Here is a 12185-nt window from a genome sequence, read left to right on the forward strand (position 1 = left end):
TGCGGCAGGACAGTGGCCCATCCGCAGCGGCGTTCGCGACGGGGCTTCAGCCCTGGACGTACTTGCGCCAGTCGTGGCGCTCGGAAAAGCCCAACATCTCGCGAATCTTGCGGTTGGAAAACAGCGCTTCGTTCTCGCCCAGATCACGCGTGACGGGTACGCCGGGGAAGAAGCGGCGCAGGAGATCGGCGGTCGGGATGTTCATGCCGTTGGTGTCGTTGCCGGCATTGAAGATCTGGAAGCCGAGCCCGTCCTTTTCGAGGCAGAGATCGACGATCTGGCCGAGATCGCGCGCGTCGATGTAGCAGAAGGCGTTGCGGCGGCGCATTTCGGGGTTGGCGAAGTAGCGCGGAAACAGGTCCCGGTACTCGTGCGGCTCCACCACGTTGCCGATGCGAAGGGCGTAGATGTCGCTGCTGGAGCGGCGCTGGAAGGCCCGTGCGGTCCTCTCATTCACGACCTTCGACAGCCCGTAACTATCCATCGGATCGACGTCGTAATCCTCGTCGAGCGGCAGTTGCTTCGGATCCTCCCGGCCATCCGCGAAGCAGATGCCGTAGGTCGTCTCGGAGGAAGCGATGACGATCTTGCGGATGCCGAGCTTCACCGCCGCCTCGATCACGCTGTAGGTACCGATGACGTTGACGCGGAAGGTCTCGTTGTCGGGCTTGATCAAGATGCGCGGGATGGCAGCGAAATGAACGACCGCGTCGAAGGCCGGAACCCCGTTTCCGGGCTCCAGTTCATCGAAATTGGCGTAAGAGGACATGACGTTGAACATCTGCCCCGAATCGGTGATGTCGGCCGTGAGATTGTCGACGCCCGGATGGTCGAGCGGCGTCAGGTCGACGTTGACGACCCTGTGTCCGCGCTCCGCGAGGTATGGCACGACATGGCGTCCCGCCTTGCCGCTGCCGCCGGTAAACAGAACGCGCAAACGCCTGGCCATGATCTCATCTCCCGTTTGCTCGCCTGATCGCGGAGGAGACCGTCTCCCGGTCAGGCCGCCTTGTCCTTCGTTGCCCGTCCGCGCCGGACCGGCACGCGGCCCTGGACGATCCGCACGCGCTTGATGCGCCTCGGATCGGCGTCGAGCACGTGGAACTCGAAGCCGGGGATCGCCTGCACCACCTCGCCGCGCGCCGGGACGCGGCCGAGGGCGTTGAAGATGATGCCGCCGATCGTGTCGACATACTCGCCGTGCTCGCCGGCGGTGAACTCGCTGCCGATGACCTTGGCGACGTCGTCGATCTCGGCCTTGGCATCGACGATGAAGATTCCGTCGCCGGCCTTGGTGATCAGCGGTTCCTCCTCGTCGTGCTCGTCCTCGATATCGCCCACGACCATCTCGACGATGTCCTCGAGCGACACCAGTCCGTCGGTCCCGCCATATTCGTCGATGACGAGCGCCATCTGGATCCGGCCGGCCTGCATCCGGTTCATCAGATCCGACGCGAGCATGGACGGCGGAACGAAGAGGACCGGCCGCATGAGGTTGAGATCGCCGATGGTGCGGCCGAGGTCGACATTGGCGAGGTCAAGGCCGGCGGGCTTCCCGACCGCCTTCTTCGTCGCGCGGCCTTTCCGGGCCCGGGCGGTCCGGGTGATGTGGGCCACCACGTCGCGGATGTGCACCATGCCGCGCGGATCGTCGAGCGATTCCCCGTAGACGGGCATCCGGGAATGGCCGGATTCCTCGAACAGCGCCAGGAGGTCGCCCAGCGTCATCGTGAGTTCGACGGCCTCGATGTCGGCACGCGGGATCATCACGTCCTCGACGCGAACCTCGCGCAGGCGCAGGATGTTGTGCAGCATCGCACGCTCGCCCGGCGAGAACGTCGCCACGCCGGTCTCTCCACCGGCAAGCGCATCCGCCAGATCTTCCCTCAGCGTCGAGCCATTCCGGAACCTTAGCAATCCGAGAAATCTGCTGAGAAACGACGGTCCGCCGCTGCGAGGCGGCGTGCCTGTACTTTGGCCTTCTTCCGCGGGAGCGGACTTGTCGGCCTCGCCGCTGGCGGTGCCCGCCGCTGCGGCCTGGGGGGTCTCGTTCATCGTCTTCCGGTTGGTTACCCTTCGTCAGTTACTGCATAGGGATCGGGAATGGCAAGTGCCGAAAGAACCCTGCGTTCGACCCGCTCCATTTCCTCCGCCTCCTCGTCGTTCTCGTGATCGTATCCGAGAAGGTGCAGAAGACCATGCGCCACAAGATGCGTCAGATGGTGATCGAAGGGTTTGCCTTCCAGGGTCGCTTCGCGCTCCACGGTCTCGAATGCAATCACGATGTCGCCAAGCATCGGCGGCACCACGCCTTCCCCAACCTGTGCGAAAGCCGGGAACGACAGGACGTTCGTCGCCTTGTCCTTCCCCCGCCACTCGGCATTGAGAGCGCGAATGGCTGCATCGTCGGTAAAGGTCACGCCGAGTTCCGTCGGCGAAGGCGAGCACAGATCCAGGTCGACCAGGACGGACTCGGTCGTCCGATGCACCAGCATCTCCAGTTCGCCCGGATCGCCCCATCCGCCTGCCTCGATCGAGACGACGATGTTCACATGGAGCGGCGGGGGCTTAGGGCTCATCGGTCCGGGCAGGAGGGCAGTCAAACCCTCCCTTCGTTGCGGCCACCGCTACCGTAGCGGTCGTAGGCGCGCACGATTTCGGCGACGAGCGGATGTCGCACGACGTCCTTGTCCTCGAACCGCACGGTCACGATCCCCGGCACGCCTTCCAGGACATGCAGCGCCTCGACCAGACCCGACTTGGTGTTCGGCGGGAGGTCGATCTGGGTCGGATCGCCGGTCACGATCATCCGCGCATTCTCGCCCAGCCGGGTCAGGAACATCTTCATCTGCATGGCCGTGGTGTTCTGCGCCTCGTCCAGAATGACGGCCGAATGCGCCAGCGTGCGGCCGCGCATGAAGGCGAGCGGCGCGATTTCGATGACGCCGGCGGTCAGCGCCCGTTCCACCTTGTCACTCGGGATCATGTCGTAGAGCGCGTCGTAGAGCGGTCGCAGATAGGGATCGACCTTCTCCTTCATGTCGCCGGGCAGGAAGCCGAGCCGCTCGCCAGCCTCTACCGCGGGCCGCGACAGGATGATCCGCTCGACAAGCCCGCGTTCGAGCAGCATGGCCGCGTGGGCGACGGCGAGATAGGTCTTGCCCGTTCCGGCCGGCCCGATGCCGAACACGAGCTCCGCCCGGTCCAGCGCGCGCATGTAGGCATCCTGGTTGGGCGTGCGGGCATAGATCGTGCGCTTGCGCGTGGCGATTTGGGCGGCTGCCATGCGGCCCTTCTTCTCGAGCGTCGGGAGGGTCAGCTGGTCGTCGGCGGCGACCGCCATGCGGACGGCGCCGTCCACCTCCGACCCGGTGAGTTCGACGCCCTTCTGGGCAAGTTCGTAGAGATAGTCGAGCGCCCGCCGGGTCTGCTCGGCGGCGATCGGATTTCCCTTGATAGAAAGCTGGTTTCCCTTCGAGCGGATGTCGACGCCAAGTTGCTGCTCCACCCTGGCCAGGTTCTCGTCGAACTGGCCGTAAAGCGCGCTTGCGTGCTTGTTGTTGTCGAAGGTCAGAACGATGTGGGCCATGTCGGAGGCCCCGGACGGGCTGAGTTTCAGTTCTGTAGCCGCGTTCAACCTTTTCTCCCGGTTTGACTCTCGCCGGCGTCAGACCGCTTGGGCGAAGAGACTGTTTGCACCCGTCCGCATGATTCGTACGTCGACAATGTCGCCGATTTCACCGGGCTTTTCATCAAGAATCACCGGCATCAGCCAAGGCGATCTCCCGACCCACTGGCCGTGCGAGCGCCCCGGCTTCTCGATGAGCACGTTCGTCAGTCGTCCTACCAGTCCGGCGGCGAAATCCCCTTGCTGCTCGGTCAGAAGGGCCTGCAGCCGCTGGAGCCTTTCGCTCTTGACGCCTTCATCGACGTGAGACTCCATATCGGCCCCCGGTGTTCCGGGCCGCGGCGAATATTTGAAGGAGAAAGCCTGCACGAATGTGACATTGCGGACGATGCGCAGCGTATCCTCGAAATCGTCGTCGGTTTCCCCCGGAAAACCGACGATGAAGTCGCCCGACAGAGCGATGTCCGGCCGGGCAGCGCGGATGCGGTCGATCAGGCGCATGTAGTCGTCGGCCGTATGGCGGCGGTTCATCGCCTTCAGGATGCGATCCGACCCGGACTGGATCGGCAGGTGCAGGTAGGGCATCAGCACGTCCAGGTCGCGATGGGCGGCGATCAGGCCGTCATCCATGTCGCGCGGATGGCTGGTCGTGTAGCGCAAACGTGCGATGCCTGGTATCTCGGCAAGCCGGAAGAGCAGTTCGCCCAGGCCCCATCGCCGGCCGCCCGGTCCCTCGCCATGCCAGGCGTTGACGTTCTGGCCGAGCAGGGTGATCTCGCGCACGCCGGCATGCGCCAGCCGTTCGGCCTCGGCGACGATCTGCGCCACCGGGCGCGAAACTTCGGAGCCGCGCGTGTAGGGCACCACGCAGAAGGTGCAGAATTTGTCGCAACCCTCCTGCACGGTCAGGAAAGCGGTGACGCCGCGGCCGCGGACGGATGCCTCGCGGAGCTGCGGAAGGTGCTCGAACTTGTCTTCCAGCGCGTAGTCCGTCTCGAGCACGCGGTTGCCCGCGCGGGCGCGGCGAACCGCGTCCGGCAGGCGGTGGTAGGTCTGGGGGCCGATCACGATGTCGACCGCGGGCGCGCGGCGCATGATCTCCTCGCCCTCGGCCTGAGCAACGCAGCCGGCAACGCCGATGAGCGTCTCGCGCCCCGCCTTCGCACGCTCCGCCTTGATGCGGCGGATGCGGCCGAGTTCCGAATAGACCTTCTCGGCCGCCTTCTCGCGGATGTGGCACGTGTTGAGCAGCACCAGATCCGCGTCGTCGGGCGTGTCGGTCGCGACATAGCCGTCCGCCGCCAGCGCATCGGTCATGCGCTGGGAATCATACACGTTCATCTGGCAGCCATAGGTCTTGACGAAGACCCTCTTGACCGCGTCGGGACGCTGCTGGACGAGCGCTTCCAGCCCGCCTGAAAGGTTGGTTTCGTTCATGGCGCCGCTATTAGCGTTTTTTGAATGCGAGGGACAGGGTCAATGTCTCCCGAAACGAAAAGCCGCGCCCGTTCCGGGCGCGGCATCACCGTCCTTCGTCAAGCGAGCGAGCGAGCGCTAGAATTCTTCCCAGCCGTCCGGATCGTCGGCCTGCGTCGCCGCAGCGGCGGACTGCCCGCGACCGCCGACCGTCTTCAGTTGCGGTACCGGCGCGGCCGGCGCACGACGGCCGGATACCGCGGCGGCAGCGCGACTTGCGGAAAATCCGTCTCCCACCCTGAAGCGCGCAACGAGTTCGGCGAGCTGCTCGGCCTCGCGCGCCAGCGAATGGCTGGCCGCCGTGGACTGCTCGACCATGGCCGCGTTCTGCTGCGTCACCTGGTCCATCTGGTTGACCGCGGTGTTGACCTCAGCCAGCCCCGTCGACTGTTCCTGCGTGGAGTGGGAAATCTTTTCCACCAGGGAGGACATCTCGGTCACCTGGTTCGCGATCAGTTCAAGCACCTCGCCGGTCTGGCCGACCAGCGCGACGCCTTCGTTGACCTGCTCGGTCGAGGTGGAAATCAGGGCCTTGATCTCCTTCGCGGCTTCGGCCGAGCGCTGCGCCAGCGCCCTGACCTCCTGGGCGACGACCGCGAAACCCCGGCCGGCCTCGCCGGCACGCGCCGCCTCGACGCCCGCATTGAGCGCGAGGAGGTTCGTCTGGAAGGCGATCTCGTCGATGACGCCGATGATCCGGCCGATCTGTTCGGACGACTTCTCGATCTGCGACATTGCCTCGACAGCCTGCCTCACCACCTTGCCGGACTTCTCCGCCCCGGCCTTGGCCTCGTTCGAAACCCTGGAGACCTGGCGCGCGCCGTCGGCGGTCTGCCTGACGGTCGAGGTGATCTCGTCGAGAGCCGCCGCCGTCTCCTCCAGGCTCGCAGCCTGCTGCTCGGTGCGGCGGGACAGGTCGTCGGCCGCCTGGCTGATCTCGCCCGAGCCCGTCTTCAGTGCCGAAACCGCCCCGGTGACGGAGGACATCGTCGCCTGCAACTGCGCGATGGCGGAGTTGAAGTCGTCCTTCAGCTTCTGGGTCTTGGATGAAAACTGGGCTTCGATGCGATGGGTCAGGTCACCGCTCGCGAGGCTTGCCAGGCCGGCGGCGAGCGCCGTCACCGCGACATGATCCTCCTGAGCCTCCCGCGCCTTCTCGGCTTCGGTGCGATTGCGTTCGGCTTCCGCTCCCTCGCGGATCTCCACCGACCGCGCCTCGAGGCGCAGCTTCTCGATCGCCGCATCCTTGAAGACCTGCACCGCCTGCGCCATCCGGCCGATCTCGTCCCGGCGGCCCGTCGCGGGGACCTCGACCTCGTGGTCTCCCTCGGCCAGCCGGCCCATGGTCCCGGTGAGACCGCGGATCGGGGTGGCGATCATGCGCGCGAGAAGGAAGCCGACTCCGCCGGCCATCAGCACGGAGACGATCAGCCCGACCCACAAGGCGAAGCGCGCGTCGTCGACCGACGATGTCAGCGCCTGCGCAGCGAGCGCGTTCTTTTCGACCTCCTGCCCGATCACGAGGTCGATACCATCCTCGATGGGGGCAATGAGTTCGTCCGCCTTCCCGTCGTGACCGACCATTTCGATGGCCTTGAAGCGGGAGGCGGGATCGCGCATCAGCCGTTTGCCTTCTTCGAAGACCTCGGTCCGGTAGACATCGAGGGCCGACGTCACCTTGTCGAGTTCGGCCGCCGTCTCCGGGGCTGCGTCCAGTTGCTTCAGCTCGCCGATCCTTTGGCGAAGGGTGTTCTCATGATGATCGAGGCGCCCGAGATAATAGTCGTCCTGCGACAGGAGGTAGCCGCGCCAGGAATTCTCCACGCGGGCCAGCGCCATCCGCGCGTTCATCGCCGCGCCTGCCATCAGCTTGGACTGCTCTGCAGCGGCGGCGGCATTGCTGATCTTTCCCAGATGCGACAATGCCGCGGCGCTCATCGCCACGATGATCGCCACCACCGCCAGGAAACCCAATCCCAGCTTGCCGGATATCTTGAGGTTCTTCATCGATCCCAGTCCCCGTTGCGGCGGTCATCGCGCTGCCGCAAAACCCTCGTTCTTGCCGGCTTTTCCTCGAAACACCCCCGTGTTCTCCCCGATCGTCAAAGGCGAACCGGAGACGGAAGAAAAGCCGCTCGAAAATGGCTACGTGTACCAACTAAAATTTGAGTTAATTACGTTACGTCATGTTGTTGTTTGCCGCGCCGGCCGTCTTGCGGAAGCTCAGTGAGGACTGCGCAGGATCTCTGCCATCTTCGCGCGGACGACTGCTTCGATCTCCAGCGCCACGTTCTTGCGCTTGCTGCGGACCGTGAAGGGGACCGGCTCGCCGAAATGTACCTCGACGTCCATCGCGCCCTCCCGGATCAAGGCCCCGAGATGCGGAACGAGGTCGCTTTCGCCGATCCAGGCGGCATGGGTGCGGTGAAGTCGTCCCATCGGCATGCCCTGCAGCCGCGTGTAGGCGATGGTCACGGGCTGGATGTGGACCGTCTCGATCTCGAGACGCTTGCCGGCATCGCTCACGAGGGCCGCCTGCGCTGCGCCGAAGAGGGTGCTCTTGAACGGCATCACGATGTTTCCGTCCGACGTCGTGCCTTCGGCGAAAAGCACCATGACCGTTCCCTCGGCAAGCCGATCGCCCAGTTCGTTCGCCTGCTTGCGAGAACTCCTCGTCCGGTTGCGCTCGACGAAGACGCTGCGCTGGAGCTTCGCGAACAAGCCGAAGACGGGCCAGTCCGCCATGTCGGACTTCGCCACGAAGCTCATCGGCGCGAGCGAACTGAGGACGACGATGTCAGTCCAGGAAACGTGATTGGCCACGAGCAGCAATGGCCTGTCGGCGGCCGGACGGCCGGATACGCGAACGGAGATTCCCAGGAGACGCCGGGCCATGCCGTGGAAGAGCCGGGGAATCGTTCCGGGGTGCGGTATCCCGGTCCGCAGCGCCACGATCTGCACCGGAATCCCGATCAGGCTCGCAATGGTCACGCAGAGCAGAACCAGCCCCGTCCTCGTCCATCCGATCATGCCTGCAGCTATCCCCGCCGGATCGAACCCATGCTCCGCCCTGTGGACCTAGCGAAGATCGCGGCGCATGACGAGGGCCGTCGTCGGCGCGGCACCCGGATGCGCGTAGTAGGCTGGACGCCTGGCCACCTCCCGGAAACGCATTCGCCGGTAGAGCGCCAGGGCAGCGAGATTGGTCTCGTCGACCTCGAGGAAGAGCGCTTCGGCTCGCTGGTGATAGAGTTGCCGCAACACGGCGTCCATGAGAGCCCATCCCAGACCGCCGCCGCGGAAGGAACGCGCGACCGTGATTGTCAGGATCTCGGCCTCGCCAGCCGCCTGGCGCGCGAGCACGAAGCCGGCCGGGAGCGCGGCAGGGCGGCCGATTTCCCGCGCGGCGAAGCCGAACACCGGCTCCTGATCGAGAAGCCCGGCGAATTCGACGGCGGTCCAGGGCCTGGAGAAATCCTCCTGGTGCAGCAGCGCCATCGCCGTGGTGTCGCGGACCGCGAGCGGATCGATCAGGAACTCCCTCTTCCTGCCATTGATGAAGGGCACCCGCATCAGGCGGTCCTTCTCGGCAATGCGAAACCTTCCTGGGGGCGGGCATCCGCGCCGCGAAGATAGAGCGGCCGGGGCTTTTCGGCAGCCAGACCGCCGGTCGCCGCGAGCGCGGCATAGCTGGCGATGTCGGCCGTCCGCTCTCGACCGGCGATGTCGAGTGGAACGCGCGCGGCATCGCGGACGATATCCGCGCCGGAGCCGGAGAGGACGAACCCATGCTCGTTCGCCAGCCGCGCCGCGTCCTCCGCGTACATGATCGCCGGCGGGACGAGGACCGCGCCGTCGAGGCCATAGATCGCAACGTAGAGTTCTTCGCGCCTGGCGTCGAGAACGGACATGACGCTCCGCGCGGGGAACGTTTGTCGCGCCTCGAGCGCGATCCCCGCCAGCGTGGTCACGCCGACCGCCGGTACCTTCAGCGCCAGTGCCAGCCCCCTGGCGGTGGCCACGCCGATGCGGACGCCGGTGAACGATCCCGGTCCGACCGACACCGCGATCCCCTCCAGATCATGGTAGCCGGTCTGCGCGGCCGCGAGCGCCCGTTCGATGACGCCCATGAGGGTTTCCGCATGGCCCTTGCCAATGTCGAGCACTTGGCGGCCGAGTTCGCGCGCGCAATCGCCTTCATAGACGCACGCGGCGCAGAGTTCGGCGGCCGTGTCGATCGCGAGGAGCTTCATTTTTCGACCCTTAGGCAAATGGCCGGGCTTGGACAAGCGCTACGAAAGTGCCTGTCTCGACCGCCGCGGCAATCGCCTTGCAATTCCGCCATGGGACGTATTGGATTTGCTGCATATGAAAATCCGGGAGGAAGCAATGAAGACTTTCCATTTCGTCGCCGTAGTCGCGCTTGCCCTGACGACGTTTTGTGCGCAGGCGGAGGAGGCGGAGCACAGGCTCGCCATACATGTCGACCAGAACGATCCGGCTGTAATGAACCTGGCTCTCAACAATGCCCAGAACGTGAAGGCCTACTATGCGACGCAAGGCGAGGACGTGGCGATCGAGATCGTCGCCTATGGGCCGGGTCTCAACATGTACGTCGCCGATAGTCCGGTGAAGGACCGCATCTCGGCGATGGCGAAGGAGAGTCCGGACGTGGAGTTTTCCGCCTGCGGCAACACGCTCGCGGCGATGACGAAGAAGGCCGGCAAGGACATTCCCCTGCTTTCGGAGGCGCACATCGTGCCTTCCGGCGTGGTTCGCCTGATGGAGTTGCAGGAGCAGGGCTGGTCCTACGTCCGTCCCTGACCGAGGCGGCACCGGGTCGTCGGACGGCGCCCTGTCTCGCCGGGCGCCTCAGCCCGCCCGTTCGCGCGCCTTCAGTTCCAGCCTGCGTGCATGCAGCACCGGTTCGGTGTAGCCGTTCGGCTGCTCGCGCCCCTTGAAGACGAGGTCGCAGGCGGCCTGGAAGGCGATAGAGCTGTCGAAGTCGGGCGCCATCGGGCGGTAGAGCGGATCGCCGGCGTTCTGGCGATCCACGACGGCAGCCATTCGCTTCATCGTCTCCATCACCTGTTCCTTCGTGCACACGCCATGGTGCAGCCAGTTCGCCATGTGCTGCGAGGAGATGCGCAGCGTCGCGCGGTCTTCCATCAGGCCGACATCGTTGATGTCGGGCACTTTCGAGCAGCCGACGCCCTGGTCGATCCAGCGCACGACGTAGCCGAGAATGCCTTGCGCATTGTTGTCGAGTTCCTTCTGGATCTCCTCCGGCGTCCAGTTCGGCCGCACTGCAACGGGCACCGACAGGATATCGTCGAGCTTCGCTCTTCCCCTCTTCTTCAGCCCCGCCTGCACGTCCACGACATCGACCTTGTGGTAGTGCGTGGCGTGCAGCGTCGCCGCCGTGGGCGACGGCACCCAGGCGGTGTTGGCGCCGGCCTTCGGATGTCCGATCTTCTGTTCCAGCATGGCGGCCATCAGGTCGGGCATGGCCCACATGCCCTTGCCGATCTGGGCATGGCCGGCCAGGCCGCATTCCAGCCCGATGTCGACGTTCCAGTTCTCGTAGGCCTGGATCCAGGCGGCCTGCTTCATGTCGCCCTTGCGAATCATCGGGCCGGCCTCCATCGAGGTATGGATCTCGTCGCCGGTGCGGTCGAGGAAGCCGGTGTTGATGAAGACCACGCGATCCTTCGCCGCGCGGATCGCCGCCTTGAGGTTCACCGTCGTGCGGCGCTCCTCGTCCATGATGCCCATCTTGATCGTGTTGCGCTCCATGCCCAGCACATCCTCCACGCGGGCGAATATCTCGACGGCGAAGGCGACCTCGTCAGGCCCGTGCATCTTCGGCTTGACGACGTACATGGAACCAGCGCGGCTGTTCTTGCGGCGTCCGTTCGGGCCGCCTGGACGACCGACGTCGTGCAGCGCGATCGCGGCGGTCATCATGGCATCCATGATGCCTTCCGGCACCTCGTTGCCGTCGCGGTCGAGGATGGCCGGATTGGTCATCAGGTGGCCTACGTTGCGCACGAGCATCAGCGAGCGGCAGATCACCTCGAAGGTCGAGCCGTCCGGCGCCGTGTAGTCGAGATCGGGATTGAGCTTGCGGACGAAGCTCTTGCCGCCCTTGGCGACCTCCTCGGTCAGGTCTCCCTTCATCAGGCCGAGCCAGTTGCGGTAGACGACGACCTTGTCCTCGGCGTCGACGGCGGCGACCGAATCCTCGCAATCCATGATCGTGGTGATGGCCGATTCAAGCCAGACGTCGGAGATATTGGCCGGATCGGCCTTGCCAATGGCGGAACTCGCGTCGATCAGCACCTCGACCAGCAGCCCGTTCTTCCTCAGGAGGAACTGCGACGGCGCCGAGGGCGAGCCGAGATAGCCGGCGAACTGGGCGCCATCTGTGAGGCCGGTCATGCGTCCGTCGACCAGCGTGACGGCAAGGCGGCCCATGGCGACATCGAACGACTTCGCCTCCGTCCAGGACGCGCCGTCCAGCGGCGCGCTCTCGTCGAGGAACGCTCTCGCCCAGGCGATGACCTTATCGCCCCGCTTCGGGTTGTAGGCCTTGCCCTTCTCCGCGCCGTCGGCCTCGGAAATGGCATCGGTGCCATAGAGCGCATCGTAGAGCGATCCCCAGCGCGCATTGGCGGCATTGAGCGCATAGCGCGCGTTCATCACCGGCACGACGAGCTGTGGCCCGGCGATGGTTGCGATCTCCGGGTCGACATTCGCGGTCGAGACGGAGAAATCCGGTCCTTCGGGCAGCAGATAGCCGATCTCGGAGAGGAAGGCCTTGTAGGCATCGAGATCCGAAGGGGCGCCGTTCTCGCGGTGCCATGCGTCGATCCTGGCCTGCATGTCATCGCGCTTTGCAAGCAGCGCGCGGTTCTTCGGCGCCAGATCGTGGACGATGGCGGACAAGCCGGACCAGAATTCTCCGGCATCGACGCCGGTGCCCGGAAGCGCCTCGCCGACCATGAAATCGTGCAGTTCGCGCGCGATCCGAAGGCCGTCGATCTCGATGCGGTCGGTCATGAAGCGTTCTCCCGGTCAA

Annotated in this window: 12 protein-coding genes; 2 read left to right on the forward strand and 10 right to left on the reverse strand. The window is 65.3% G+C overall.

Annotated features, from left to right (window positions below; all coding sequences use genetic code 11):
• Nucleotides 1-46: 46 nt before the first annotated feature.
• From ABGN05_RS06720 to ABGN05_RS06745, 6 genes are all read right to left on the reverse strand, one after another.
• Complete coding sequence (locus ABGN05_RS06720; protein WP_367953241.1) at nucleotides 47-949, reverse strand: NAD-dependent epimerase/dehydratase family protein; 903 nt, start codon at nucleotides 947-949, stop codon at nucleotides 47-49.
• A gap of 50 nt (nucleotides 950-999) precedes the next feature.
• A complete protein-coding gene (locus tag ABGN05_RS06725; RefSeq protein WP_367953242.1) occupies nucleotides 1000-2055 on the reverse strand; it encodes a hemolysin family protein in 1056 nt (351 codons plus the stop codon).
• A 14-nt stretch (nucleotides 2056-2069) separates the two neighbouring features.
• Nucleotides 2070-2579 carry an rRNA maturation RNase YbeY gene (gene ybeY / locus ABGN05_RS06730; RefSeq protein ID WP_367954329.1) on the reverse strand — a complete coding sequence of 170 codons (510 nt, stop codon included), beginning with the start codon at nucleotides 2577-2579 and terminating at the stop codon, nucleotides 2070-2072.
• A gap of 20 nt (nucleotides 2580-2599) precedes the next feature.
• Nucleotides 2600-3589, reverse strand: a complete 990-nt coding sequence (locus ABGN05_RS06735) for a PhoH family protein (protein WP_373695919.1) — start codon at nucleotides 3587-3589, stop codon at nucleotides 2600-2602.
• Nucleotides 3590-3667: 78 nt separating this feature from the next.
• A complete protein-coding gene (gene miaB / locus ABGN05_RS06740) occupies nucleotides 3668-5065 on the reverse strand; it encodes a tRNA (N6-isopentenyl adenosine(37)-C2)-methylthiotransferase MiaB (RefSeq protein WP_367953244.1) in 1398 nt (465 codons plus the stop codon).
• A gap of 117 nt (nucleotides 5066-5182) precedes the next feature.
• A complete protein-coding gene (locus ABGN05_RS06745; protein WP_367953245.1) occupies nucleotides 5183-7111 on the reverse strand; it encodes a methyl-accepting chemotaxis protein in 1929 nt (642 codons plus the stop codon).
• Here ABGN05_RS06745 and ABGN05_RS06750 point away from each other — a divergent pair.
• Complete coding sequence (locus tag ABGN05_RS06750) at nucleotides 7098-7334, forward strand: hypothetical protein (protein ID WP_367953246.1); 237 nt, start codon at nucleotides 7098-7100, stop codon at nucleotides 7332-7334. The genes ABGN05_RS06745 and ABGN05_RS06750 overlap by 14 nt on opposite strands.
• Here ABGN05_RS06750 and olsA read toward each other — a convergent pair.
• From olsA to tsaB, 3 genes are read right to left on the reverse strand one after another with little or no spacing between them, the layout of a single operon-like run.
• Nucleotides 7328-8134 (reverse strand): lyso-ornithine lipid O-acyltransferase, encoded by an 807-nt coding sequence (gene olsA / locus ABGN05_RS06755; RefSeq protein ID WP_367953247.1) that lies wholly within the window; start codon nucleotides 8132-8134, stop codon nucleotides 7328-7330. The genes ABGN05_RS06750 and olsA overlap by 7 nt on opposite strands.
• Nucleotides 8135-8182: 48 nt before the next feature.
• Nucleotides 8183-8677: a GNAT family N-acetyltransferase gene (locus ABGN05_RS06760; protein ID WP_367953248.1), complete on the reverse strand. Its 495-nt coding sequence runs from the start codon at nucleotides 8675-8677 to the stop codon at nucleotides 8183-8185.
• Entirely contained in the window at nucleotides 8677-9357 is a 681-nt protein-coding gene (tsaB, locus tag ABGN05_RS06765; protein ID WP_367953249.1) for a tRNA (adenosine(37)-N6)-threonylcarbamoyltransferase complex dimerization subunit type 1 TsaB, read from the reverse strand. The genes ABGN05_RS06760 and tsaB overlap by 1 nt, the downstream gene beginning before the upstream one ends.
• A gap of 136 nt (nucleotides 9358-9493) precedes the next feature.
• Here tsaB and ABGN05_RS06770 point away from each other — a divergent pair, with 136 nt between their 5' ends.
• Nucleotides 9494-9928, forward strand: coding sequence for a DsrE family protein (locus ABGN05_RS06770; protein ID WP_367953250.1), 435 nt, complete (start codon nucleotides 9494-9496; stop codon nucleotides 9926-9928).
• 48 nt (nucleotides 9929-9976) lie between these two features.
• On the opposite strand, the gene ABGN05_RS06775 is transcribed toward ABGN05_RS06770, so the two are convergent.
• On the reverse strand, nucleotides 9977-12166 hold the full coding sequence (locus ABGN05_RS06775; protein WP_367953251.1) for a malate synthase G: 2190 nt from the start codon (nucleotides 12164-12166) through the stop codon (nucleotides 9977-9979).
• Between the last annotated feature and the right edge of the window lie 19 nt (nucleotides 12167-12185).

The sequence above is a fragment of the Aquibium pacificum genome, assembly GCF_040839445.1.
Lineage (GTDB): Bacteria > Pseudomonadota > Alphaproteobacteria > Rhizobiales > Rhizobiaceae > Aquibium > Aquibium pacificus.

Excerpts from the sequence above, each read along its gene's own strand:
- ABGN05_RS06720 (WP_367953241.1), bottom strand. The coding sequence starts at position 949 with ATGGCCAGGCGTTTGCGCGTTCTGTTTACCGGCGGCAGCGGCAAGGCG.
- ABGN05_RS06725 (WP_367953242.1), bottom strand. The coding sequence starts at position 2,055 with ATGAACGAGACCCCCCAGGCCGCAGCGGCGGGCACCGCCAGCGGCGAG.
- ybeY (WP_367954329.1), bottom strand. The coding sequence starts at position 2,579 with ATGAGCCCTAAGCCCCCGCCGCTCCATGTGAACATCGTCGTCTCGATC.
- ABGN05_RS06735 (WP_373695919.1), bottom strand. The coding sequence starts at position 3,589 with ATGGCCCACATCGTTCTGACCTTCGACAACAACAAGCACGCAAGCGCG.
- miaB (WP_367953244.1), bottom strand. The coding sequence starts at position 5,065 with ATGAACGAAACCAACCTTTCAGGCGGGCTGGAAGCGCTCGTCCAGCAG.
- ABGN05_RS06745 (WP_367953245.1), bottom strand. The coding sequence starts at position 7,111 with ATGAAGAACCTCAAGATATCCGGCAAGCTGGGATTGGGTTTCCTGGCG.
- olsA (WP_367953247.1), bottom strand. The coding sequence starts at position 8,134 with ATGATCGGATGGACGAGGACGGGGCTGGTTCTGCTCTGCGTGACCATT.
- ABGN05_RS06760 (WP_367953248.1), bottom strand. The coding sequence starts at position 8,677 with ATGCGGGTGCCCTTCATCAATGGCAGGAAGAGGGAGTTCCTGATCGAT.
- tsaB (WP_367953249.1), bottom strand. The coding sequence starts at position 9,357 with ATGAAGCTCCTCGCGATCGACACGGCCGCCGAACTCTGCGCCGCGTGC.
- ABGN05_RS06770 (WP_367953250.1), top strand. The coding sequence starts at position 9,494 with ATGAAGACTTTCCATTTCGTCGCCGTAGTCGCGCTTGCCCTGACGACG.
- ABGN05_RS06775 (WP_367953251.1), bottom strand. The coding sequence starts at position 12,166 with ATGACCGACCGCATCGAGATCGACGGCCTTCGGATCGCGCGCGAACTG.